This window comes from Formosimonas limnophila, assembly GCF_014652675.1.
GTDB lineage: Bacteria > Pseudomonadota > Gammaproteobacteria > Burkholderiales > Burkholderiaceae > Hydromonas > Hydromonas limnophila.
On the sequence record NZ_BMZG01000007.1, the window covers coordinates 163138 to 187579 of the forward strand.

At 48.0% G+C, this 24442-nt stretch carries 19 protein-coding genes and 1 pseudogene; 15 read left to right on the forward strand and 5 right to left on the reverse strand.

Annotation, left to right across the window (positions count from 1 at the left end):
- Nucleotides 1-11: 11 nt before the first annotated feature.
- Entirely contained in the window at nucleotides 12-602 is a 591-nt protein-coding gene (locus tag IE082_RS08075) for an anthranilate synthase component II (RefSeq protein WP_229809776.1), read from the reverse strand.
- A gap of 10 nt (nucleotides 603-612) precedes the next feature.
- The gene (trpE, locus tag IE082_RS08080) at nucleotides 613-2097 is read right to left on the reverse strand and encodes an anthranilate synthase component I (RefSeq protein WP_229809781.1); all 1485 of its coding nucleotides are present in this window, start codon (nucleotides 2095-2097) and stop codon (nucleotides 613-615) included.
- A 339-nt stretch (nucleotides 2098-2436) separates the two neighbouring features.
- Here trpE and trhP point away from each other — a divergent pair, with 339 nt between their 5' ends.
- Nucleotides 2437-3792 carry a prephenate-dependent tRNA uridine(34) hydroxylase TrhP gene (trhP, locus tag IE082_RS08085; protein ID WP_229809777.1) on the forward strand — a complete coding sequence of 452 codons (1356 nt, stop codon included), beginning with the start codon at nucleotides 2437-2439 and terminating at the stop codon, nucleotides 3790-3792.
- Between the two features lie 774 nt (nucleotides 3793-4566).
- Here the strand turns inward: trhP and cas13a are convergent.
- Together cas13a and IE082_RS08100 are read right to left on the reverse strand one after the other, a co-directional pair.
- Nucleotides 4567-8331 (reverse strand): annotated as a pseudogene (gene cas13a / locus IE082_RS11285) (type VI-A CRISPR-associated RNA-guided ribonuclease Cas13a).
- A 122-nt stretch (nucleotides 8332-8453) separates the two neighbouring features.
- A complete protein-coding gene (locus IE082_RS08100; RefSeq protein WP_189493407.1) occupies nucleotides 8454-9560 on the reverse strand; it encodes a CaiB/BaiF CoA transferase family protein in 1107 nt (368 codons plus the stop codon).
- A gap of 200 nt (nucleotides 9561-9760) precedes the next feature.
- Here IE082_RS08100 and lepA point away from each other — a divergent pair, with 200 nt between their 5' ends.
- From lepA to IE082_RS08170, 14 genes are all read left to right on the forward strand, one after another.
- Nucleotides 9761-11563, forward strand: coding sequence for a translation elongation factor 4 (gene lepA, locus IE082_RS08105; RefSeq protein WP_189493408.1), 1803 nt, complete (start codon nucleotides 9761-9763; stop codon nucleotides 11561-11563).
- Nucleotides 11564-11638: 75 nt separating this feature from the next.
- Nucleotides 11639-12541, forward strand: coding sequence for a signal peptidase I (lepB, locus tag IE082_RS08110; RefSeq protein ID WP_189493409.1), 903 nt, complete (start codon nucleotides 11639-11641; stop codon nucleotides 12539-12541).
- Nucleotides 12542-13252 (forward strand): ribonuclease III, encoded by a 711-nt coding sequence (rnc, locus tag IE082_RS08115; protein ID WP_189493410.1) that lies wholly within the window; start codon nucleotides 12542-12544, stop codon nucleotides 13250-13252.
- Between the two features lie 68 nt (nucleotides 13253-13320).
- Nucleotides 13321-14235: a GTPase Era gene (era, locus tag IE082_RS08120; protein WP_189493411.1), complete on the forward strand. Its 915-nt coding sequence runs from the start codon at nucleotides 13321-13323 to the stop codon at nucleotides 14233-14235.
- A gap of 47 nt (nucleotides 14236-14282) precedes the next feature.
- Complete coding sequence (recO, locus tag IE082_RS08125) at nucleotides 14283-15038, forward strand: DNA repair protein RecO (protein ID WP_189493412.1); 756 nt, start codon at nucleotides 14283-14285, stop codon at nucleotides 15036-15038.
- A gap of 33 nt (nucleotides 15039-15071) precedes the next feature.
- Nucleotides 15072-15839, forward strand: coding sequence for a pyridoxine 5'-phosphate synthase (locus IE082_RS08130; protein ID WP_189493413.1), 768 nt, complete (start codon nucleotides 15072-15074; stop codon nucleotides 15837-15839).
- A gap of 8 nt (nucleotides 15840-15847) precedes the next feature.
- A complete protein-coding gene (locus IE082_RS08135; RefSeq protein WP_189493414.1) occupies nucleotides 15848-16237 on the forward strand; it encodes a tautomerase family protein in 390 nt (129 codons plus the stop codon).
- A complete protein-coding gene (gene acpS, locus IE082_RS08140; protein ID WP_189493415.1) occupies nucleotides 16234-16629 on the forward strand; it encodes a holo-ACP synthase in 396 nt (131 codons plus the stop codon). Before IE082_RS08135 ends, acpS begins: the two co-directional genes overlap by 4 nt.
- Nucleotides 16630-16640: 11 nt before the next feature.
- Entirely contained in the window at nucleotides 16641-17732 is a 1092-nt protein-coding gene (gene nagZ / locus IE082_RS08145) for a beta-N-acetylhexosaminidase (protein ID WP_373295086.1), read from the forward strand.
- Nucleotides 17733-17818: 86 nt separating this feature from the next.
- The gene (locus IE082_RS08150; protein ID WP_189493416.1) at nucleotides 17819-18967 is read left to right on the forward strand and encodes a vWA domain-containing protein; all 1149 of its coding nucleotides are present in this window, start codon (nucleotides 17819-17821) and stop codon (nucleotides 18965-18967) included.
- Nucleotides 18968-19134: 167 nt separating this feature from the next.
- On the forward strand, nucleotides 19135-20349 hold the full coding sequence (locus IE082_RS08155) for an imelysin family protein (protein ID WP_189493417.1): 1215 nt from the start codon (nucleotides 19135-19137) through the stop codon (nucleotides 20347-20349).
- A gap of 166 nt (nucleotides 20350-20515) precedes the next feature.
- Complete coding sequence (locus IE082_RS08160; RefSeq protein ID WP_189493418.1) at nucleotides 20516-21937, forward strand: di-heme oxidoreductase family protein; 1422 nt, start codon at nucleotides 20516-20518, stop codon at nucleotides 21935-21937.
- A 19-nt stretch (nucleotides 21938-21956) separates the two neighbouring features.
- Nucleotides 21957-23051 (forward strand): imelysin family protein, encoded by a 1095-nt coding sequence (locus IE082_RS08165; RefSeq protein WP_189493419.1) that lies wholly within the window; start codon nucleotides 21957-21959, stop codon nucleotides 23049-23051.
- Between the two features lie 23 nt (nucleotides 23052-23074).
- Entirely contained in the window at nucleotides 23075-24166 is a 1092-nt protein-coding gene (locus IE082_RS08170; protein WP_189493420.1) for a DUF1513 domain-containing protein, read from the forward strand.
- 74 nt (nucleotides 24167-24240) lie between these two features.
- On the opposite strand, the gene IE082_RS11290 is transcribed toward IE082_RS08170, so the two are convergent.
- Nucleotides 24241-24442 (reverse strand): hypothetical protein (locus IE082_RS11290; RefSeq protein WP_229809778.1); only part of this gene is annotated, 202 nt, incomplete at its 5' end.

The following is a 24442-nucleotide window of genomic DNA, read 5'->3' on the forward strand; positions in this document are numbered from 1 at the left end:
ATTTTCCTTATTCAAGCACGTTGCAAAAAGTTTTTCAACAAAGCATGCCCATGTTCGCTCAAAATCGATTCAGGGTGAAACTGTACTCCCTCGATGTCGAGTGTTTTGTGGCGCACGCCCATAATCTCGCTTGTGTGCTCGCTGCCGTCTGTCCACGAAGTAACTTCTAAATCATCAGGTAAACTGGCGCGTTCGATGATAAGCGAGTGGTAGCGCGTGACGTTAAACGGCGAGGGCAATCCTGTAAAAACACCAGTGCCGTTGTGTTGTAGTTCATTAACTTTGCCGTGCATCGGGCGCGCGGCGCGCACGATGTGGCCGCCGAATGCTTGGCCGATGGCTTGGTGGCCGAGGCAGACGCCGAGGATGGGCAGTTTACCTTTGAAGTAATCGAGGGCTTCTAAGCAAATGCCTGCTTCAGTTGGGGTGCAAGGGCCAGGTGAGAGGCACAGGTGTGTGGGTTGCGCTGATTCAATGTCATGAACGGTGATTTCATCGTTGCGCTTGACGGTGACTTTTGCGCCCAGTTCGCCAAAATATTGAACAAGGTTGTAAGTGAATGAGTCGTAGTTATCAATCATAAATACATGCGGCTGGTTCATGGTGCGCTCCTTATATGTTTGACAAAGTGGTGTCTAATCCAGCGCAAGCCAAATCAGCGGCGGACAAGACTGCGCGCATTTTTGCACGGGTTTCATTCCATTCGGCGTTCACATCCGAATCGGCAACAATGCCTGCGCCTGCTTGTACATACAGCACATCGTTTTTAATCACAGCAGTACGAATGGCTATCGCTAAATCCATGTCGTTGAAAAACCCCATGTGGCCGACTGCACCACCGTAAATGCAGCGTTTGGTGGGCTCAAGTTCGTCGAGAATTTCCATGGCGCGAACCTTCGGTGCGCCTGACAGCGTGCCTGCGGGGAATGTCGCTTTGAGTACATCAATCGCGTCCATACCGTCGATGATTTTGCCTTGCACGTTTGAGACCATGTGAAGAACGTGTGAGTATTTCTCAATTACCATTTGGTCTGTGACTTCCACTGTGCCCGTTTGGGCGATGCGGCCGATGTCGTTGCGGCCTAAATCAATTAGCATCAAATGTTCCGCACACTCTTTTGCATCAGCAAGTAAGTCTGCTGATAGGCGCTCGTCTTCAGCGAGGTTGGCGCCACGAGGGCGGGTACCAGCAATCGGTCGGACGGTGGCGATGCCTTCTTCGTCGAGTTTGACCAAAATCTCAGGTGACGCACCGACAATGTGTACATCGTCGTAATTCATAAAATACATATAGGGCGATGGGTTCAATGCGCGCAACGCGCGGTATAAATTCAGTGGTTCAGCTTCAAAACGACGCTGTGTGCGTTGAGAGAGCACCACTTGCATGCAGTCACCTGCATTGATGTATTCTTTACAGGTCAGGACACCTTTTTTGAAAGACTCTTCGCCAAAATCGGAGTGTGCCTCATGGTTGATTACTGCTGGACTCGCTGGGATGTGAGCTGGTTGACGCAGGTCAGACAACATTTTTGCGAGACGTTCGCGGGCGTTTTCGTAGGCGTTCGGTTCTTGTGGGTTTGCGTATACGGTTAAGTACACTTTGCCCAATACATTGTCCACGACGGCTAACTCCTCAGACAGCAACAAGTGCAAATCGGCGATGTCTGTGTCGTCGGGTGGGCACGTGTTGGTCAAACGCTTTTCGATTTCGCGAACTGTGTCGTAGCCAAAAAAACCCACCAAGCCACCACTGTATCGCGCATGGCCATCGAGTTTGGGTACTTGATAGCGTTTTAAAAACGCGCGCGTGAATTCAAATAAATCCGCATCGGCGTGCTCGGCGATACACGTGTCGTCTAACCATTCACGTACCACATGATTTTTCTTTTCGATGCGTGTTCGGCAGGGTAGGCCGATGATGGAGTAGCGACCAGATTTTTCGCCACCGACGACAGATTCGAGTAAATAGCTGTATTTTTGGTTTGCTAGTTTGAGGTAAATCGACAATGGCGTGTCTAAATCGGCAAATGTCTCAAGTGACAACGGCACGTGGTTGTAGCCTTGAGCGGCCAATGCAATAAATTGATCTTTGGTCAACATAAAAAATTCCTTCGGGTCACAGATAAACAAAAACCGCTTTTCAAACGAAAAAGCGGCGTGAGCGTTCAAGCAGACATTGGCAATCGCCAAGACCCCAAACGCCAACGCAAACGTTGCCAACGTGTCACCACGCGGCTGTTCGACGGGAAGGAAATGAGGAGTGATTTCATGGAGCGCAGTTTATCACGAAAGAATTGAATCGGCAATTGAGCCTTAGCACGCTTTTTTTAGGATAAAAGCGAATAACCATTTATAATTTGTGGTTTTTAATGTTTTGGCATATCGCAAGGCCGTTTTCGTGCTGCCGAGGTGATTGATGATGCCGTAAGGAAGGTTATGATGCTTAAAGTCCCTGAACTTTTGTTGCCCGCTGGTGGGTTAGAACGGTTGCGCGCTGCGTATGATTTCGGTGCAGATGCCGTTTATGCGGGGCAGCCGCGCTACAGCTTGCGGGCGCGCAACAATGAATTTAAACTCGATCAACTCAAAATCGGGATGGAGGAAGCACGCGCACGCGGCAAAAAGCTATTTATCGCCAGTAACCTGCTGCCGCATGACAACAAAGTCAAAACCTATCTGCAAGACATGGAACCGCTGATGGCACTCAAGCCTGATGCGTTGATTATGGCTGATCCGGGGTTGATTATGATGGTTTTGGAGCGTTGGCCTGAAGCGGTGATTCATTTGTCGGTTCAGGCCAATACGATGAACAGTGCCACGGTGAAGTTTTGGCAAAAAGTCGGTATCAAGCGCGTGATTTTATCTCGTGAGCTGAGCTTGGATGAAATCGAGCGCATTCGCCAAGAATGCCCTGACATGGAACTGGAAGTCTTTGTACATGGTGCGTTGTGCATTGCTTATTCTGGACGCTGTTTGTTGTCTGGTTATATGAATCACCGTGATAGCAATCAGGGTACATGTACCAATGCGTGCCGCTGGGACTACAAAACCATCGCGGCAGAGGAGGGCGATGCAGGTGAAATCAGGCCGCAAACCATCCAATTTGACTTTGGTAAGGCGCAAGAAGAAGCCAATCAATCATTCGCCGACTGCGGTGACATTCGCCGACATCCCGATGCGGATCGGGTGTATTTGCTGGAAGAAGCCAATCGCCCAGGAGAGTTGATGCCGATCATGGAAGATGAACATGGCACGTACATCATGAACAGTAAAGATTTGCGCGCTTTAGAGCACATCGAGCGTTTGGTGAAAATCGGTGTCGATTCGCTCAAAGTCGAGGGGCGAACCAAATCCATGTACTACGTCGCTCGAACCGCACAGGTGTATCGCCGAGCGATCGACGATGCGGTTGCGGGGCGTCCGTTTAACCCTGAGCTGTTGGCTGATTTAGAAGGATTGGCCAATCGTGGTTACACAGATGGTTTTTATCAACGCCATCACAGTCAAGAGCATCAAAACTACCTGCGCGGTCACTCTGAGGCCAAACGCAGCCAATACGCGGGGCATGTTATAGAAATGCGTGAAGGCTGGGCATTAATTGACGTCAAAAACCGCTTTGCAGTCGGTGATCGGCTCGAAATCATTCATCCGAAAGGCAATCAAATATTGCCCGTGACTGAGATGAAAAACCAAAAAGGTGATCAAATTGATGTCGCGCCAGGCAGCTCACACCAAGTGTGGATTCCACTGAGTGAGCGGTACAGTGGGGCGTTGGTGGCCAGATTGTTTTGACAGAGGCATAGCCTTCTGAACATTACTAAACCATTTACAAATGGTGAGCACAATGCCCGCGCCTGCGGGCATTGTGCTGTCTGCTTCATCAGCAATAAGAGGAGGTTGTTGTTCATTGCTCGATAATAATGTGCAAATAAGTAAGCTCCGACGTCTTGATAGTCAAAGGCTTTTTGGTGAGGCCAGAAGAAATTAGGCAATAAAATCAATAAGCAAGACGAGTTTTTAAAAAATGTGGTTGTCTCATAAGGTTTTTAAAAAATAGATTGGTTTCGCTGCTCGCTGACACCTTTAGCCCAAGTTAAGTCCAAATTTCCCCATTGTTTAGGGGTCTATTGAGACAAAAAGCAAGGTTATAGAGTTGAGGTTTTAGGTGCAGTCCCCCATTGTTTAGGGGTCTATTGAGACCGAATGCTTGTAACGCATTGATTATAAAAGAAAAATAACTTTTTTGGTAAAAAAATTTCATTTAAATGACACGTTATTATTCAGTCTAAGGTTGGTTTTTATGGAAGCTGCGATAGTTGTCATCGTTGTTACGAATGGAGGTGCTGTCGCTTCGACGATGGGCTCAAGTCCGCAATGACTCCATTTTTTACTCAAGCCAACAATATTGGCTGACTAAACCCCTAAGTAATGGGGCAGACTGTAGCATACCATCTAGCACGCATCGACCTGCTCGGTTTTGGTTTGTTAAGGAGCTTGATTAAACCTTGCCGCCTTGGAAGCAGGGTGTGGGGTGGTGATGAGCATTTTTTGTGCAGGCTCCATGGACTAGAATAATTGTTGAACCAGTTGGACATAATGTTCTCCGTGCTGTCGCTCGGTGATGGGTTGATCATACGGGTCTTTTTCACCTTTAAGGTGGATGATGGTTCGGCTGTCTACTTTCGCGCTTTCAATCCGATGGTCTTTGAATGTCAATTTCACGCTCAGTCCATCGCGCTCAAGCATATCGATGATGGAGTAACTGACCGCATTTTTGAGTTTGCGATCGTAGGACATGAGTTCACGCGTGGTATCTATGAGTGATGAGAGACTCAATTTGTCTTGCTTTGGGTGCAGCATACCAAAGTGCGCCAATTGATTACGTGTATCTTTGTATTTAGACATCTTGCAGCCATTTGCGCGCTCGCTGGGTTTTTTATAACCCATGCGTTTGAGTGCGGCGTATAGGGCTGTGATGGTTGGCGTGGCATTTAGATCGCTTTTCTCAATGACTTGATCCACCAAGGAGCTGAGTTCGCCCTCATTGAGCGATTTTTTTCGGTCTTTTTCTTTCATGGATGCGATAGGCGTCAAAACATTGGGCTGGGTTTGGTGTAGTTGGTGTAATAAAGCACAGCAGATAAAGACCACATCGCGCTCCCACAAGCTTGCATAGTCGACCAATCGCCCGAGTATATTGATAAGGAGTTGATAGCGTTTAAACTCATCTTGAAGCAGTACGGCGCTCTGTTGTTGTTTGGCAGCACTGATGATGCTTATAACCTGTTTGTAGTGTTCTATTTGCGCATCGGTGAGTGCCTTTTCGTCCGATGGGTTTTCGGAGTGTTTTACCCATGCTTGATGCAGTTCTTCTTTGTAGGCATGCGCTTGTGCCAATGCGTTCTCATCTCGCGTTAGCCACGGATGTACATGGTGTGTGTGGCTGATGGTTGGGGCGTTATTTTTTTGCAGTAGTTGGTGGATTTGGGCGTATCCGTAGCGTTCCAGTAATCGCAGATGTCGATAGGGGATAAGTGTGTGGCTCCCTTGATGAAACAAGTCGTTAACGTAGTCTTTTTTGCCATGCTCGTCGGCTTCGTATCGGTCATAGACCCAGCTGGGCAGTGTTTTCATATTGCCTGTCGCTTGACCTTGGCGTAAAAACTGGGCTTGCTGTATCAGTAGGTATAAATCCATGACGGCTGTCCAGCGGCGGTAGAGTTTGGTTTGTTGCTTATCAATGTAAAATTCACCTTGTTTGAATGCGGGGTCCTTTTGCCATTGGTTGTAGAGTATCCACCATTTTTGCAACTGGTGACGCAATAGAGAAACCGCATCGTTGGTCATCAGATGGAGGACGTAGTAGATGTAGGCTTTTTGCTCTGTTTCTTTTTGATCGTCTGTTGGTGCTTCGAGATTGGCTTGTAATGATTCTTGGATGACGGTGAAGTTGAGTTTTTCTTCTGCCTTTAATCCTTCTCCTATCATTGGTTCATTGCCATTGGCTTGGCGTTGCAGCAGTCTTTTGAGCTCTGTCTGTTGGTCGTTGTTGATGAATTTTTCAAATGCCTTGACAAACCAATCGAGCTTGAAATTTTCTAATGCTTTGGCGGCTTTGACATTGTCTTGCTTTTCGGTTTGGCTGCCCGATAGTTTTTGGGTTTCGGAGATGAGTTCGCTCATGAATTTGGCTGGACTGATGGGGTCATTGCCCAAGCGTTTTAAGACTTTTTCAGCGATGGATAGGGCATCGTCATTCTCTTGTGCACGTTGCGTGGTGGCTTGAGCGACGTGTGTAAACCATTTATTGACTTCCTTGCCTGAGCCTTTGCTGTGCAACCAATTGGCAAATGCGTGTTCATATATCCATTTAAGCATACTGTAACGGCACTGATGCCAAGGTTGCACGCTACTATTGCGTTGTTCGCTGGTTGGAAACTCTGGAAAAAAGGACGGTGCTGCTTCTGCGCTGTTGGTGCTGTGCTGTGCCAGTCAATTGGCGCGTTGCCATAAGCGCGAAAAACGGGGTAGCAGCAAGGGGTTTTTATCATCCGTTTGGAACGGTGTCAGGTAAGGCGTGATGGTTTTCCATTCGCTGCGGGTAAAGCATTGCTCTACCTTTAAGCCTTGCATGATGTGTGCCAAGTGCTCGGCACGTTTGGCAAGGTCGCTGGTATAGATTGTTTGTATGGCGTCACGGGTAGGTTGATACTGAGTTAATTGTTCGTTGACTTTATTTGCGTTGCCTTGAATATTGAGTTTGTTTTTGAGAATCCCTTCATCCAATATGTCTTGGTTGATGTTTTCTGATAAAAATTGAGGCAATCCTTTGAAGTGAAAAATTTGGTTGCGCAATGACACTAATAAATAACGGGTAAAGCGCAGTGTTTTTTGCGGGTCTGCTGTGTTGAATCGTTCTGCTTGGTCTGTGAATAAATCGTTTGCACGGCTGTAAAACTGCTCTAAATTGGGCTTGTGTTCCAATGCCTTTTCGAAAAATTCTTTGGTTAATAAATCACTGTCTTTGTGCTCAGAGGATTCTGGATTGACCCATAGCGAAAATGAGCGATTGGCAAGAGCGAGACAATGACGCCACATGCGCAAAAATGCCTCGTCATTTTTGATTTTAAATTGCCCCACACTGTGCCAAAACGGGCTGTTTTCCATATCTATATCCAGTAGGGCTTGCCATTCAGACTGGCTTTGTTGATTTTGTTGGTCGTTCATCCATTGGTAGTGAATGACTTTACCCAAACGGATGAGTGCGTTGAGGTCTTGGTTGCCTTGGGTCTGATGAATTTTGTGCACTATGTCGTTTAAGTCTGTGGGTAGGTGCGACAGGAGTATAGCGTTTCTTTCAAAGAGCCTTTTATAGTAAGCTTTTATGGCTTGGTGTAATGCAAAGGCATCGGGGTATTTGCTTTGAATATCTGCGACGGTTACACAATCGTGAAAGGCTTGATGTGAGTGCTCGCGTAATAACCTCCCAACCAAAGGTGCAATGTCTTTACGCTTGATGATTTTCCCCTGTTGAGGCGATTTGGTTTGTTTGTCTTTGGCCAGTTTATAAATTTGGCTAATCACATCAGATGGATTGTTTTTGCCTGTAATGGTTTGGTACTGTTTGAGTGCTTCAGAGCTAAATTCTCTGTACGCATATTTTTGTTGGTGATTTTTTTTGTTTGGGGTGTTTACGGTGACCGAGTGAGCACGATTGCTGATTAATCCGTGCTTTTGGTGGCGTAAGCTAGTAATTGTTTTTTCTTCATATAGGGCACCATGAATTTCGCCTTGATGGATGTGACGCTCGATTCGCATCACTATCAGCTCGGCTAAGCTGTGTATGTCTGCCGTCTGGTCAATTTTTTGCTGTACGAACCATTCATAATATTTCCCTAATTTACACCCAAGTGGTTTTTTGGAATCAAGCTCGCTGGATAAAATTTGTTTATGCGTCCACTTGATTTTGGCTTCTTCATGTTGCTGCGCGAGAATATGTGAGCACATTTGTTTATATGCAATATCTGATACCGCTTGACGTAGTTTGTAATTTGCTTTTTTGTTGTCGTAGCTGTCTTTGCGCTTTTGACATGCTTTGTTGTAGTCTTCTTCACGTTTGAATTTTTCACGCTTGGGTAAGTCTACCGGTTTCAATGCGTAAGGCTTGCCAAAAATCTTATCTATCGTCGATACCCATACGGCAATGAGCGCGTCGGTGTCTTGCTCTAAGGTTTGTTTCAGGTCTACGCAGGTGTTATTTGCATGGGGATAGAAGTCACGCTGGCTGCGGGGTTGTACGCGGGTCTGTCCGTAGGGCTTGATGATTTTCATTGTTTTCCTCCATTTTGTGATGTGTTAGTACATTTTACGTGGCTTAGATTATGTTTTGTGTTCTACGTTAGTTTGGGTTTTGATTGAGTCTTTAGTGAAAAAGACAGCTGTTGTTATTGTTCTTATTTTTTAAGCAATGGAGGTGTTCGATAATTTTGTATTGGTGTTTCAGAGAGCTTGATGGGATTAGCTACCATTTTGATTTCTTCACCTACAATCATGTTGCGCGAGCATAGTTGCTTATCTTTGAATACACGATCAATACTGTTGATTGGGCCGCAAGGAAACCTATGTTGCTCACCCAAGGCAATCCATTCGTCGATGGTTTTGAGTCGCATGTGTTCTGTGAGTTGGTTTTCAAGGGCTTGACGATTTTGGACGCGTGCGGGGTTGGTTGAAAAGCGTTCATCATTTGCTAACTGCGAGCAATTTGCAGCTTCGCATAGGGATTTGAATTGTTTGTCGTTGCCAACTGCGAGCATGATGTAACCGTCTTTGACCTTGAGCGGCTGATAAGGGGCAATGCTGGGGTGGGCTGAGCCTTTTCGGGTGGGGACTTGGCCACTCATGAGGTAAGTTGCGGCTTGATTGGCGAGCATGGCGGCTTGTACGTCGAATAGGGCGAGGTCGATGTGTTGGCCTTCGCCTGTTTTATCTCTGTGGCGCAGGGCGGCAAGGATGGCGGTGCTGGCGTATAGGCCTGTCATGAGGTCAACGACGGCGACACCGACTTTTTGGGGTGGGCCGTTTTCTTCGCCTGTGATGCTCATGAGACCTCCCATACCTTGGATGAGGGCGTCGTAACCAGGGCGTTCTTTGTAAGGGCCTGTTTGGCCGAATCCTGTGATTGAGCAGTAAATCAGACCTGGGTTGAGTGGGCCGAGGCTGTTGTAATCGAGCTGGTATTTGGCGAGGCTGCCGACTTTGTAATTTTCAATAAGGACATCGGCGGTTTTAATCAGCTCAACGAGCTGTGCGCGGTCATCGTCGCGCGTGAAGTCAATGCAAACGCTGGTTTTGTTGCGGTTGCAGCAGAAAAAATAGGCGGCATCGACCGAACCATCGTCGCGTGTGACGAATGGCGGCCCCCAGCGGCGAGTGTCATCGCCGTTTGGGTGTTCTATTTTGAGCACGGTTGCGCCCATGTCGCCGAGAGTTTGGCTGGCGAATGGGCCTGCCAAAATGCGAGATAAATCAATGACTTTGACTCCGTCGAGTGCGCCCGCCATATTTGCTCCTTAAAATAGCTTGATTCAAGTGGCATTGTACGCCAGTTACAAGACACTGCAATGTGTGACCAGATAACGCAAGGCTTAAACTCAAAATAGAGTAAAATCTCGGACTTTAGTGCGTCTCGGTTTTAAATTTTTTGAAACAGTTCTGAACGACTGCCAACGCAGCAACTTCCAACCAAAAATAAGCAATCTGCATGAAAAATATTCGTAACTTTTCCATTATCGCCCACATCGACCATGGTAAATCCACTTTGGCTGACCGCATCATTCACATGTGTGGTGGCTTGTCTGACCGCGAAATGGAGTCACAGGTGCTCGACTCAATGGACATTGAGCGCGAGCGTGGCATCACGATTAAGGCGCAGACCGCCGCATTAGAATACAAAGCACGCAATGGCGAAACCTATTACCTTAATTTAATTGATACACCTGGCCACGTGGATTTCTCTTATGAAGTCTCGCGTTCGTTGTCGGCGTGTGAAGGCGCACTACTTGTTGTCGATGCGTCACAAGGGGTGGAAGCACAGACGGTGGCGAACTGTTACACCGCGCTCGATTTGGACATGGAAGTTGTGCCTGTTTTGAATAAAATTGACTTGCCCGCCGCTGAGCCAGCCAATGCGATTGCTGAGATTGAGGATGTGATTGGCATTGAGGCCTCTGACGCGGTTTTGTGCTCTGCCAAGACGGGTTTTGGTGTGCAGGATGTCATTGAACGCATGATTGAGCGCATTCCACCACCTGTTGGCGATGCGGATGCACCATTGCAGGCATTGTTGATTGACGCGTGGTTTGATAATTATGTGGGCGTGGTCATGCTGGTTCGCGTGGTCAACGGCACACTGAAAACCCGTGACAAAATCCAAATGATGGCGACAGGTGTGAATCTGGGGGTTGAGCATTTGGGCATATTTACGCCGAAATCTAAAAATTTGCCTGAGTTGTCAGCAGGGCAAGTGGGCTTCATCATCACGGGTCTCAAAGAACTTGGTGCGGCTAAGGTGGGTGATACGATTACCCACGTACATTCTGCCACGCGTAAAGCTGCACCAGAGCCATTACCTGGCTTTAAGGAAATCAAATCGCAAGTATTCGCGGGTTTGTTCCCTGTCGAATCATCAGAGTACGACGCGTTGCGTGAGTCGCTCGAAAAGCTCAAACTGAACGATGCGTCATTGCACTATGAGCCAGAAGTGTCTCAGGCATTGGGTTTTGGTTTCCGTTGTGGCTTCCTTGGTTTGTTGCATATGGAAATTGTGCAAGAGCGGCTTGAGCGTGAGTTCAACATGGATTTAATCACCACTGCACCGTCTGTGGTGTATGAGGTTATTTTGCGTGATGGTTCAATGATTACTATGGAAAACCCATCCAAAATGCCTGACCCGAGCCGCATCCAAGAAATCCGCGAGCCGATTGTGACGGTGAACTTATTTATGCCGCAGGAGTATGTCGGCGCGGTCATGACGCTGTGTACCAACAAACGCGGCATCCAAACCAATATGACTTACCACAGCCGTCAGGTGAAGCTCACGTATGAGATTCCGATGGCGGAGGTTGTTATGGACTTTTTCGATAAGCTTAAGTCCACTTCGCGCGGTTACGCCTCAATGGATTATGAGTTTCTTGAGTACCGTGCAGCCGACGTTGTGAAAGTCGATATGTTGCTCAACAACGAAAAAATCGACGCGCTCGCCATCATCGTCCACCGCTCGAATTCTGCACATCGTGGTCGCATGGTTGCAGCGAAAATGCGTGAATTGATCCCGCGCCAGATGTACGATGTGGCGATTCAAGCGGCGATTGGCTCAAACATTATTGCCCGTGAGAACGTCAAAGCCATGCGCAAAAACGTTTTGGCGAAGTGCTATGGTGGCGACATCACACGTAAGAAAAAACTATTAGAGAAGCAAAAAGCAGGTAAAAAACGCATGAAACAAGTGGGCTCGGTTGAAGTGCCACAAGAAGCGTTTTTGGCGATTTTGCGGGTGGATGATTAATCAGGCTGATGTCGTTTCAATGAGCGCCCCGCTTGGTTTTGATTCATTTAATCAGTATTTATAGGAAATAAAAATATGTGGTTTGCATATGTGTTGACAATTTTATTTGTGGTGACGGGTATTTTTTGGGTGCTCGACAAAGTCGTGTTTGCGCCGAAGCGTCGACAAGCCGCTGAAGCCATTCGCGCTCAAATGAAGGGTGGTTATGGCGATGCGGTTCATGCGGCATTGGTTCGTCCTTTGTGGTTAGAATATACCGCTGGCTTATTTGGTGTAGTGGCGTTTGTGTTCATTTTACGCTCTTTTCTATATGAGCCGTTTCGTATTCCATCAAGTTCAATGTCGCCGACGCTGTACACAGGTGACTTCATCTTGGTGAATAAATACGTTTATGGGCTGCGGTTACCGATAGGCAATCATGTGGTCATGTCCATTGGTAACCCACAGCGTGGCGATATTATGGTGTTTCAGTACCCTTTAAATAAAAACCAAAACTACATTAAGCGGGTTATCGGTATACCTGGTGATGTGGTGCGTTATGAAAACAAAAAGCTCACGGTCAATGGCAAAGCCTATCAGTATCAAGCCGCTATTGACGGCAGTATTCCTGCTGATGGTCATCCTGCTAATTCGCGAGCGAACGAAATGGGTGAACGCAACCATGATGTTTTGATTGTAGACAATAAACCACCTGTGGATGATCGACAATTTGATTATTTGCAAATGACAGAAGGCTTGCAAGGTAAGCCTGCGTGTACTTATTTCCCTAACGGGGTTGGTTTTGAATGCACTGTGCCGCAAGGACAGTATTTCATGATGGGTGATAACCGTGATAACAGCACCGATAGTCGCTACTGGGGCTTTGTGCCTGATGAAAACATTGTCGGTCGCGCCAGTGCGGTTTGGTTGCATTGGGACAACATTCCATCACCGTCTGGGTTGTCGTTTAACCGCTTCCAAAGTCTTGAGGGTAAGTAATTGACCAAAGTATCTCTGAGCCGTTTGCAGGCCAAACTCGGTTATTCATTCACTGAGCTGGCGTTGTTGCGTCAAGCTTTGATCCACCGCAGTTATGCCGCGACACATTACGAACGACTGGAGTTTTTGGGTGATGGCGTGCTCAACTTTGTTATTGCGCATTGTTTGTATCAGCGGTTTTCGGATATCAAAGAAGGTGAGCTATCGCGTGTGCGTGCGCATTTGGTCAAACAAGATGCATTGGAGTCGATTGCTCGCCGTTTAAAGATTTCTGATTACCTTTACTTGGGCGAAGGCGAATTGCGCAGTGGTGGCCTTGAGCGGCCGTCAATTTTGGCCGATGTGGTGGAAGCAATCTTTGGGGCGATTTTCTTAGACGCAGGTTTTGATGCGGTTCAGAAGGTGATTGTGTCACTTTATCAGCCCCTCTTTGATGACCTTGATCCGAACAAGGCGGGTAAAGACCCTAAAACCCAGTTGCAAGAACGCCTACAAGCCATCAAAATCGCTGTACCTAAGTACGACATCATTGACACCAGTGGTGCGGCTCATGAGCAAGTTTTCACGGTCAGTTGCGTGATTGAGGCTTTGGCTGTCCGAACCGAAGGGGCGGGCAGTACGCGTCGACTCGCGGAGCAAAATGCGGCTCATACCGCCATGCTGTTGTTAGACGCTCAACCCGCAAAAAAATCAGCCAAACAATTGAAATAAATTCAATCAAACGATGCCCGCGTGGTGAAAACTCATCAGCGCGTATCTCACGAGAAGATCAATAGATTATGACGAACACAGAGCCAAACACCCTAAACACTGACACCTTTCATACAGGTTTCGTTGCCATTATTGGTCGTCCCAATGTCGGTAAGTCGACCTTGATGAATGCGCTCATTGGCCAAAAAGTGTCGATTACGTCAAAAAAAGCACAAACCACGCGCCACCGCATCAACGGCGTGTTGACTCAGGACAACACGCAGTATATTTTTGTGGACACCCCAGGTTTCCAAACCAAGCACGGCGGCGCGCTCAATCGTGTGCTGAACCGCAATGTCTCTCAGGCTTTGGGTGAGGTTGATGCGGTGGTTTGGGTGATTGAAGCGATGAAATTCACTTCTCAAGACGAGGCAGTTTTAAAAATTTTGCCTGAATCAACCCCTGTGATCTTGGTGGTGAATAAAGTCGATGAGTTAGAGCGCAAAAATGACTTATTGCCCTTCGTGCAAAAAGTCGCTGCCAAATTTAACTTTAAAGAGATCATCCCCGTGAGTGCCAAAAAAGGCATTCAAACCCAAGTGTTGCTCGAACAGATCAAGCCATTGCTACCAGAGAATCCACCATTTTTTGACGAAGATGACATCACCGACCGACCTACACGATTTTTGGCCACTGAAATTGTTCGTGAAAAAATATTTAGGCTGTCTGGTGACGAAGTCCCATATGGTTGCACTGTGACGATTGAATTGTTTGAGGAAGAAGGTAATTTGTACCGAATCGCTGCAGCCATCATCGTTGAACGTGAAGCACACAAAGGCATGATTATCGGTAAAGATGGCGAACGCCTTAAACGTATTTCATCTGAAGCGCGTCAGGACATGGAAAAACTCTTTGGCTGCAAAGTGTTTTTAGAGGTTTGGGTGAAGGTGCGCAGTGGTTGGGGTGACTCTGAAGCCAGCCTGCGTAGCCTTGGCTATGAATGAGTTGAATCGAGCGGGCTTTTTGCCCGCCGTTTTTTAATGTTAATCAAATGACTCAAAGTACACCCACTCATGGTTCTCGCCCGAATCGTCTTAAACGGGCCGTGGCGAAGGTGCTGCATGAACCCGCGTATATCCTGCACAGCCACCCTTATCGCGACACCAGTTTGTTGCTCGATGTATTTACACGCCATTATGGCCGCGTGAGTGTGTTGGCAAAAGGCGCGAAGCGGCCTTATACACAGTGGCGCGCGAGTGTGTTTCAAACATTCCAAACCTTGTCCATGAGCTTCACCAGCAAAAGCGATGTCAAAACATTGCTTGATGCGGAGTGGGTCGGTGGTATTCCGATGTTGCAGGGCGCAGCGTTGATCTCTGGCTACTACATGAATGAATGGCTGCGTCGTGGTTTGGCGCGTGATGATGTGCACGAAGGGTTGTTTGACGCTTACCAGCACAGTTTGGCGGATTTGAGTTTGAGCCCTGTGGCTGAGCATGCAGCCGTGTTGCGCGGGTTTGAAATGCAGTTGCTGGAGCAACTGGGTTTTGGTGTGCCGTTGTCTGTGGTGGGCGATATTGAGCCTAATGCGCTGTATGGGTTGAGTCAGCATGAATGGATTTTACAAGCCAATGCAGCCATCACCGTGCATGGACAAACGCTGCTCGATATGCGAAATGCCGATTTTCATGCCCCACAGACCGCACAAGAGGCTAAAATACTTCTGAGGCATTTTTTGCATCAATACGTGGGTGATAAACCGTTGCACACGCGTAATTTGTTGCTGGATTTGCAAGGTTTGGGTTGAGTTTTTTGATTGAGTTTACGTTTTGGGGTTTTTATGATTCGTCTTGGCATTAACATTGATCATGTGGCCACGCTGCGTCAGGCACGCCGCACCATTTATCCGTCGCCATTGGATGCAGCAATCATTGCTGAGCGAGCAGGGGCTGATTTGATTACCGTGCATCTGCGCGAAGACCGCCGTCATATTCAAGATGCGGACGTTGCTGCTTTGGCTCAGGCGTTCAAAAACAAAGTGTTGCACACCCACATGAATCTTGAGTCGGCCATTGTTGATGAGATGATTGACCATGCTTGTCGCATTGCGCCACGAGATATTTGCCTCGTTCCCGAAAAACGTGAAGAAATCACCACCGAAGGCGGGCTGGATGTGGCGCGCTATGCCCATGAAGTGAAGCACGCTATGACGCGTTTGACTGATGCAGGCGTGCACCAAATTTCTTTATTTGTTGACCCTACCATCGAAGCCATGCAAGCGGCGGCTCATGTGGGCGCGCCTGTGATTGAGCTTCATACAGGATGCTACGCCGATGCGCTGACACCTGAAGCGCAAGCGTATGAGTTGGAGCGTATTCGTGTTGCGGCTTATGAAGCTAAACGCCTTGGCTTACGCATCCACGCAGGGCATGGTTTGCATTACACCAATGTACAAGCGGTTGCTCAAATCGACGTCATTGATGAGTTGAATATTGGCCATGCCATCGTCGCACAGGCAGTTTTCACGGGCTTAGAAGCGGCGGTGCGTGACATCAAGGCTGAAATGATTAAAGCGCGGTTGAACCAAGCGTATCAACATCCGCTCTAATTTTTCATATGTCCCAAATCAAAATTTACGCACGAAAAGCCACGATTAACCAACATCGAGATGGGCTGTCCACGGCCATCCATGATGCGCTCATTGAGGCATTGTCGTATCCACCTGAGAAAAAGTTTCAGCGATTTATCGCGTTAGACGCGGCAGATTTTATTTATCCCGCAGATCGTAGTGACGCGTATACCATCATTGAAATCTCGATGTTTGTCGGACGCAGCAAAGAGGCAAAAAAATCACTGGTGAAACATTTGTTTGAGAACATTAGGGAGCGGACAGGTATTGCGCCACATGATATTGAAATCACGATTTTTGAGACGCCTCAAGAAAACTGGGGGGTTCGTGGTCAGTGCGGAGACGACTTGATGCTCAACTATAAGGTGAGTGTATGAGTATTTATGGTGTTGGCACTGATCTGCTCAATGTCACCCGCATTCATGAGGCTTATGCGGCACGCGGCGAGCGTTTTGCCCAGCGGATTTTGGGTGATGAAGAGTTGGTGATTTTTCGTAGACGCTTTGAGCGTCATCGTGAGCGCGGGTTGTTGTTTCTCGCCACACGTTTTGCGGCCAAAGAGGCGTTGTCCAAAGCGATTGGCCTTGGCATGCACAGTCCCATGAGTTGGCGCGTCGCACAGTTTGTCAATGCGCCTTCTGGTAAACCCACTGTTTTGTTGTCCGAACCACTTAAATTATGGTGTGAGTCAAAGCGTTTGAGCTTTCATGTGTCTATGACCGATGAGCGCGATATGGTTTGTGCATTTGTGGTGGCTGAAATCAAATAATTGAGATACGTATGATGAAACAAGATATTCCTATGGGACCCATAGTCATTGATTTATTGGGCAAATCCTTAACCCCAGACGATATTCGTCGCATCCATCATCCGATGACGGGTGGGGTGATTCTGTTTGGCCGAAATTTTGAGTCACGTCAACAAATCACAGAGTTGATTCAGCAGATTCGCTCAGAGCGAGCCAATTTACTCATCAGCGTTGATCATGAGGGGGGACGTGTGCAACGATTCAAGGCCGATGGCTTTACACATCTGCCGGCGATGCGTGTGTTGGGAAAATTATTTGAAAAAGATCCTTTGCATGCCATCAGAGTCACCACTTCTGCTGGTTATGTGTTGGCTGCCGAGTTGCGTGCGGTTGATGTTGATTACAGTTATACACCTGTTTTGGATATTGATTACGGTGGCTCAACCGTGATTGGCGACCGTGCATTCTCACACGATCCGCGTGTGGTGATCTTATTGGCCAAAGCCCTAAACCATGGTCTGCTGCAAGCAGGTATGGCCAACTGTGGCAAGCATTTTCCAGGTCATGGCTACGTTATTGCAGACTCTCACGTCGATATGCCCGTCGATAAACGTTCACTTAAAGCCATACTGAAAGCTGATGTTTTACCATACCAAGAATTGATCCATGACTTGTCCGCCATCATGCCTGCGCATGTGGTGTACACCAAAGTGGATGACCAGCCTGCGGGCTTTTCTAAAAAATGGTTGACGCTGCTGCGTGAGGAGTTGGGTTTTACAGGTGCGATTGTGACCGATGATTTGTCGATGAAAGGCGCGGCGGGTTTGATTCCAAACGTGGTGAAACGCGTGCAAGCTGCGCTTGATGCGGGTTGTGATCAGGTGTTGTTGTGCAACCGTCCCGACGATTTGGATCAAGCGCTTGATGGTTTGCAAAAAAAATACTTAAAAACCACATCGCAAAAGACATTGCACACGCTCAAGGCTGTTGGTGAGGCGATTGGCTGGGTAGAACTACAAAAGAATACGCGCTATCTCAACGCGAAAAAAACCATCATGCCTTATCTCCATCACGCGCCAGTGAACGACCCAACGGCCATCATGCTACAAAAAAACAAAAGCTAGCGATAAGCTAAATTCATGAAGGTTGGTCAACTGAAGTCGTTGTTGGGCATTAGTAGTTTAGTTTCAATATAACCAAGGAGGACTTCATGAACCCAACCATTCGAAAAACTGCCGCTGCCAGTCTTATTGCCAGCGGAGTTTTATTTGCCAGCAGCGTCTCGGCCAAAAGTGTTGTCGTCATGCCCAGCGACAACAACACCATTCAAGTCGCGCTTTTGCTGGACACATCCAACAGTATGGACGGTTTGATTGAGCAAGCCAAATCACGGTTGTGGAACATCGTTAACACGTTAACCACCCTCAAATACAATGGCCAAACGCCCAAAATTCAAATCGCATTATATGAATATGGCAACAATGATTTGTCTGAGGGCAAAAACTGGATACGTCAAGTCACACCGCTCACGCAGGATTTGGATCTGATTTCCGAAAAACTATTTGCCTTACGCACCAACGGCGGCAATGAGTATGTTGGTGCTGTCATTGCAGATGCCACCAAAGGGTTGGAGTGGAATAGCTCACGTGGCAGCATGAAGCTGGTCTATGTCGCTGGCAATGAGCCATTTAATCAAGGTGGTGTTGACTATAGAGAGGCGATTTCTGACGCGCGTCGAAGCAATATTTACATCAATACTATTTACTGTGGTGACGTCAAAGATGCCATTAACACACTTTGGAAAGATGGTGCTGAGCGTGGTTTAGGCAAATATTTTGCCATTAACTCCGATGCGAAAGTCCGTCACATCGATACCCCATACGACGCAAAAATCTCTGCGCTCAACAACAAGCTCAATGACACTTACATCGGTTACGGCAGTATGGGCTATGCCAAAAAACAAGCGCAAGTCACACAGGATATGAATGCAGCGTCGCTGTCAGCAGCCAACTCCGTTGAACGTGCAGTGACGAAATCAAAAAGTGCGGCTTATAGCAACAGCAATTGGGATGTGGTGGACAAATACAAAGATGACAAAAATTTTGTGATGAATACACCAGATAGAGAACTGCCCGCAGAGTTGCAAGGCAAAACAGCCGCTGAAAAAACCGCGTTCATTGAAGCGAAAAGTACTGAGCGTGCTCAAATTCAAAAGGAAATCAGCGAATTATCTACGCAGCGCCAGTCTTACATTGATGCCAAGACCAAACAGCAAGCCAATCATGAGGGCGACGACTTAGGCAAAGCCATCGAAAAATCCATCATGGACATTGCTCAGAAAAATGGATACACCCAGTGATAAGCAGCTTTTGTTATTGATTCAGAACAATAGAAATCCTCTATCGTTGATGGGGGATTTTTTTGCGGGTGATGAAGATGAATCCATGATGTGCAATTGTTGGTGAGTTTGACAACGCAAATAAAAACTATTATCATTAATAATTATTTCACAATTGAAGGAACACCATGCAATCCATCCGTGTCATTAACAAACCTCTCATGCTTGCCATCTCAGCCGCTGTTTTGGCTATGACGGCATGTGGTGATAAATCAGCAGAGACAAAACCAGCAACCACGCAAACAGTAAACTCTGTACCTGTCACTGATATAAAAAAAGACGTCACCCCAGCGGATGTTGTCGCAAATTACAGCAACATTGTGCATGCGACATACGAGGATTCGGCTAAATTGGCTAAAGTCCTTCAGGAGAAGGTGAATGCTTTTGTGGCCAATCCCACCGATGCAGGGTTGGCAGAAGCCAAAGCCGCGTGGTTGGCTGCGCGTGAGCCGTATGGTCAGTCAGAAGTGTTTCGCTTTTACAGCGGCCCGATCGATTCGGATGACGGTCCTGAAGGCATGATCAATGCTTGGCCGTTGGATGAGGCCTATATTGATGGTGTGAAGGGCAAGCCGACAGCAGGTATCATCAATAACAAAAAAATCACATTGGACATCGAGACACTCAAAAAGGCCAACGAGCGTGGCGGTGAAGCCAACGTCAGCACAGGTTATCATGCGATTGAGTTTCTCTTATGGGGGCAAGACTTCAACGAAGCAGGTCCTGGTGCGCGTCCACTCAAAGATTTCATTGATGCGCCAAACGCTGAGCGTCGCCGTGAATACCTTAAGCTCACGGCAGCTTTGCTTGTGGAGCAACTGGATGGTTTGACCAAAGAATGGGCGTCCAACGCGGATAATTTCCGCGCTAAGTTTGAAAAAGACCCAGAATCACTGCGTAAAATCATGGTGGGTATGGGCGCGCTCTCACGCGCTGAGTTGGCGGGTGAGCGCATGGAAGTCGCTCTGGCGAGTAAAGACCAAGAGGACGAGCACTCATGCTTCTCAGACAACACCCACCGCGACATCATTACCAATGCCCAAGGCATCCAAAACGTTTGGCTGGGTAGTTACAAACGCGTGGACGGCAGTACCGTGAGCGGTGCATCTTTGCAAGCACTGGTTGCCAAGGCTAATACAGCCGCGGCAGAAAAGATGACCGCTGATTTGAGCAAAACGGCTCAATTGACACAAGCCATCACTGGGCCATTTGATCAAGCACTCATCAAACCCGAAGGTCGCCAACAAATCGAAGCGGCCATCGCGGCACTCAAGCAGCAAGCGGCCAGCTTGGTTGAGGCCGCTAAAGCCGTTGGCGTGGATAAACTCAACACCGAAGGTTAATGCTAGACAGTGTGATCAAGTGACTCAAATGGACATAGCCGAGCTTCATGCTCGGCTTTTTGGTATTTTGGCGATTCGGGATTAAGTCTAAGGCGATGAATAAATCGTTCAAATTACAATTGAGAACGATTATAATCAGCGTTTATCTTTTGGTGTTGAGTGAAATATGACAAAGCGTTTGGTATGGGGCCTATTGGCCGCGCTGACTGCCGCCATTGCAGTGGTTGTGTGGTTTAATTTTTTTCATGAGCCACGGGCGAGCTACCAAAAAGGCGACGAGCAGCTCGGTGGTGCAGGCGGGGTCGCTGAGCAGGGTAAAAATGCCTTTTCTTTGCCCTCAACGTTGCTGACTGACCAGCAGCAGACGGATTTTTTCGTGGGTAATTCGTTTTTTAAAAAACCTTGGGTTGAGTCACCATCATCAACCACGGCGCGTGACGGCTTAGGGCCACACTTCATCGCGAGCTCGTGCGGTGGCTGTCACACATTGGACGGGCGTGGTAATATGCCGCCTGTGTTTGATGGGTTGACCACGGAGCAACCCATGGGTTTGTTGTTGCGCTTGTCAGTTTTGGGAAAAAATGGCGAGCAGTTGCCTGAACCAACTTATGGCGGACAATTTAATAACCAAGCCATTCAGGGCGTGAAGCCCGAGGGCGAAGTGGAAATCGTTTACACCGAACTCAAAGGGCAGTTTGCTGATGGTACGCCGTACAGCTTGCACCAGCCAACCTACCGATTCAAAAATTTGTCTTATGGGGCGATGCACCCCAATACGCTGGTATCACCCCGCTTGGCGCCGCAGATGATTGGTTTGGGTTTGCTCGAAGCCATCACTGAGCAAGATGTTTTGACCAATCAAGTCCGTCAACGTGAGTTGGGCATGACCGCAGGAGTGGCGAACTATGTCACAGATGCCGTGAGTGGAAAAACCATGCTGGGTCGATTTGGTTGGAAAGCAAATGTCCCGACTGTCACGCATCAGACGGCGGGGGCTTTTCATGGTGATATCGGCATCACATCGTCTCTGTTCCCAGAGCAAGACTGCACACAGGCTCAAAAAGACTGCATGGCTGCGCCCAATGGCAATGATGCGGCTGGTCATGAGATTAGCGATGACATCTTGAATCAAGTGATCTTGTATTCAAAAACCTTGGCGGTACCTAATCAACGTGAGGCGAGTGAGCCTTTGACCTTACGCGGTAAACAGTTGTTCCGAGAGGCTCAATGCGTGGCTTGTCACGTGGAGAAATATACCACGGGCTTGGTTAAAGACTTCCCAGCATTATCGGGACAAGCGATTTCACCGTTCACTGATTTGTTGCTGCACGACATGGGCGAGGGTTTGGCGGATCATCGTCCCGATGGCTTGGCCAATGGTCGTCAGTGGCGCACACCGCCGTTGTGGGGGATTGGTTTGCTGAAAGCGGTTAATGGTTACGCGTTTTATCTGCACGATGGTCGTGCCCGTGACGTGAGTGAAGCGATATTGTGGCATGGCGGCTCTGCAACCAAAAGCCGAGATGCTTTTTTGAATATGAATGCCGCAGATCGCAAAGCCCTGCTGCATTTTCTGAATACTTTATAAGCAAAGCATGAGATATTTTATGAAACGATTCACATTGGCCAGTTTGATTGCAACAGGTGCTTTGCTCACTGCCTGTCAGCCCAATACGCCTGAGCCGGTAAGCGATCCTGTGACAGTTGTCACTGAATCACCCGCGAGTGCGTCCAGTAAAATGCCGGTGATTAATGATCAAACCAATGAGTGGGTCACGGCAGCTTATCAGCGTGTCATGAGTCGTCATGATGTGGCCTTGGCTGAAACAGACAAACTATCTGTCGCGCTCAATCAGCTCTGTGAGAAAAAAAGTAACAGCACCGCCGTGCGCGAGCAGTGGTTGAAAACCTACCAATCATGGCTGGCGGCATCAAGTATCAGTGTAGGTCCCGAAACGCTTGGTGCGCAATTGCGGCATATTTACTTTCGACCTGCACGCCCCGCACTCATCGAGGAGGCAATTAGCGCAAACGCAGCAACAGATCAGTCCGCAGCGGACAAGGTCGGCGCCGCTGCCAAAGGCATGACCGCTTTAGAGTATTTATTATATGGCTCAGCCAAAATCGAAAAAGATGCCAAGCGCTGCAGTTATGCGAAATGGCTGGGTGCTGAGTTGACTGTCGTCGCCAAAGACATCAATCAAAGCATGCACGGCTTCATGAGCCAACAATCTGAGCTGCTCGCTAAAAAAGATGCCGCGGCCACAGGTGCGGCGGTTAATTTATTGGCCAATCTCTACATCAGCCGTGCGAACGAGTTGGCAGGCAAAGACCTCACCAAAATCGCTGTGAACAAAAAAGAGGCGGTTCTGTCACCCTATGCTGGCAAAGGCAAGGTACTTTTCACGTCGCAATGGCGCGTTTGGCAGGATGAGTTAGTGGGCGCAGCGCCGAGTTTTGTGGATTATTTGGCATCTGTGGGCCAAGATCGTCTTGCCCAGCAACTGCGTGAGTCCGTGAAAAAAACCGAAGATGATGCTACCAACTTGCCAGAGAACTTTGCGCCATTGGCTGGTCAAGCCTTACCGACTGGGGTGACTCAAACCATCACAGCGATTCAGCAAGTGCAGCGTTTGCTGGATAGTGATATTGCACCTGCGGTAGGTGTGACGATCAGCGCTAATGACGCTGATGGCGATTGAGGATTTTGGCATAAAGATACTTTATGAATTCACGAAGACAATTCCTCAAACAAGCCAGTGCACTGGCAGCGCTTCCGCTGATTGGTTGCGCCGTACCCAGCAGCTTGGATGGTTATGCCTTGTTGGGCGCGTGGCGTAATCAATCAGGGCAACAGGGAGCGGGGCGGATTCTACCTCAGTTGACACATCAAACGAGCTTGCCGACTCGCGGCCACCATATTGAGGTGATTAATACTGACGAAGCGTGGCTGTTTGCGCGCCGACCCTCAGAATATATGCGGCGAGTGAATTGGCGCATGGGTGAGGTGTTACACACTTATCAATATGACGGCTCGCGCGCTGGCTTTGGCCACGGCATCATGCGACCAGATGGGCGATTGCTCACAACCGACCAAAACTTGGACACTGATCAAGGCTTGCTCACCGTGCGTGACGGGCGAACGGGCGAGGTAATTCAAGAATTCGACAGTGGCGGGATTGGTCCACATGAGTTATTGCTCATGCCGGATGGGCAAAACGTAGCCATTGCCAACGGCGGGATACTCACGCGACCAGAGATGGGGCGCATGAAGCTAAATGTGGCAAATATGCAGCCGAACTTAACCATCATTGACGCCTACACTGGACAAATCAAGCACACAGCGCAGCTGCCAGATTCGCGGATGTCGATTCGACATTTGGCCATGTTGCCGCAAGGTGGTTTGGCTATTGCATTGCAATATGAGTACAATCCCAGTGAAGTCAATCAAAAAGATGTTGCAGTTGCTGCAATGTGGCACCCCAACTCTGGACTGGTGGCTTTACGCGCACCAGAAAAACATGAGTTCGCCGCGCAAGGGTACGCTGCCAGTGTGGTCAGTGATGGGCAGACTTATTGCGCTGTGTCTTGCCCTAAAGCTCACCAAGTCATGGTTTGGCGCAGTGATGGTCGCTGGCTCATTACGTTACCTGTCCCCCTGGTCTATGGTTTGGCGCATGTTGGGCGAACGCTTATTGCCTCTGGTGAAAATGGCGACATTCGTTACTTTGACACCCACAGTTGGCAAGAGAAACTGGATTTACGTCAACAATTCGGTGTTGTTTGGGATAATCATCTGAAAGTAACTCACGTTTAACTCAGTTGTCACAAGGCTTTGCAAAGAATGTTTATAAAACTCTGAAAAGTACTTGACCGATTTGTCGAAAGTGTTCATAATCTCGCTTCTCTGCTGCCAAGGCGGTTGAGAAACGACGGTTTGAGAGGTTTCGCCTGTTGCTTTATGAATTGTAAAAAAATAGCTTGACGGATTAAACATAAAGTATCATAATCTCCCTTCTGTGCTGACGACAAGTCGGCGATTAAGTCACCAAGGTGGTTTGATAAAGAGAACTGTACATTAACAATTAACAGC

Bases quoted from the DNA above. Each gene is read 5' to 3' on its own strand.
- IE082_RS08170 (WP_189493420.1), top strand. From the start codon at position 23,075: ATGAATTCACGAAGACAATTCCTCAAACAAGCCAGTGCACTGGCAGCG.
- IE082_RS08165 (WP_189493419.1), top strand. From the start codon at position 21,957: ATGAAACGATTCACATTGGCCAGTTTGATTGCAACAGGTGCTTTGCTC.
- IE082_RS08130 (WP_189493413.1), top strand. From the start codon at position 15,072: ATGATTCGTCTTGGCATTAACATTGATCATGTGGCCACGCTGCGTCAG.
- IE082_RS08075 (WP_229809776.1), bottom strand. From the start codon at position 602: ATGAACCAGCCGCATGTATTTATGATTGATAACTACGACTCATTCACT.
- IE082_RS08155 (WP_189493417.1), top strand. From the start codon at position 19,135: ATGCAATCCATCCGTGTCATTAACAAACCTCTCATGCTTGCCATCTCA.
- era (WP_189493411.1), top strand. From the start codon at position 13,321: ATGACGAACACAGAGCCAAACACCCTAAACACTGACACCTTTCATACA.
- IE082_RS08150 (WP_189493416.1), top strand. From the start codon at position 17,819: ATGAACCCAACCATTCGAAAAACTGCCGCTGCCAGTCTTATTGCCAGC.
- lepB (WP_189493409.1), top strand. From the start codon at position 11,639: ATGTGGTTTGCATATGTGTTGACAATTTTATTTGTGGTGACGGGTATT.
- IE082_RS08100 (WP_189493407.1), bottom strand. From the start codon at position 9,560: ATGGCGGGCGCACTCGACGGAGTCAAAGTCATTGATTTATCTCGCATT.
- recO (WP_189493412.1), top strand. From the start codon at position 14,283: ATGACTCAAAGTACACCCACTCATGGTTCTCGCCCGAATCGTCTTAAA.
- IE082_RS08135 (WP_189493414.1), top strand. From the start codon at position 15,848: ATGTCCCAAATCAAAATTTACGCACGAAAAGCCACGATTAACCAACAT.
- trhP (WP_229809777.1), top strand. From the start codon at position 2,437: ATGATGCTTAAAGTCCCTGAACTTTTGTTGCCCGCTGGTGGGTTAGAA.
- IE082_RS08160 (WP_189493418.1), top strand. From the start codon at position 20,516: ATGACAAAGCGTTTGGTATGGGGCCTATTGGCCGCGCTGACTGCCGCC.
- lepA (WP_189493408.1), top strand. From the start codon at position 9,761: ATGAAAAATATTCGTAACTTTTCCATTATCGCCCACATCGACCATGGT.
- acpS (WP_189493415.1), top strand. From the start codon at position 16,234: ATGAGTATTTATGGTGTTGGCACTGATCTGCTCAATGTCACCCGCATT.
- nagZ (WP_373295086.1), top strand. From the start codon at position 16,641: ATGATGAAACAAGATATTCCTATGGGACCCATAGTCATTGATTTATTG.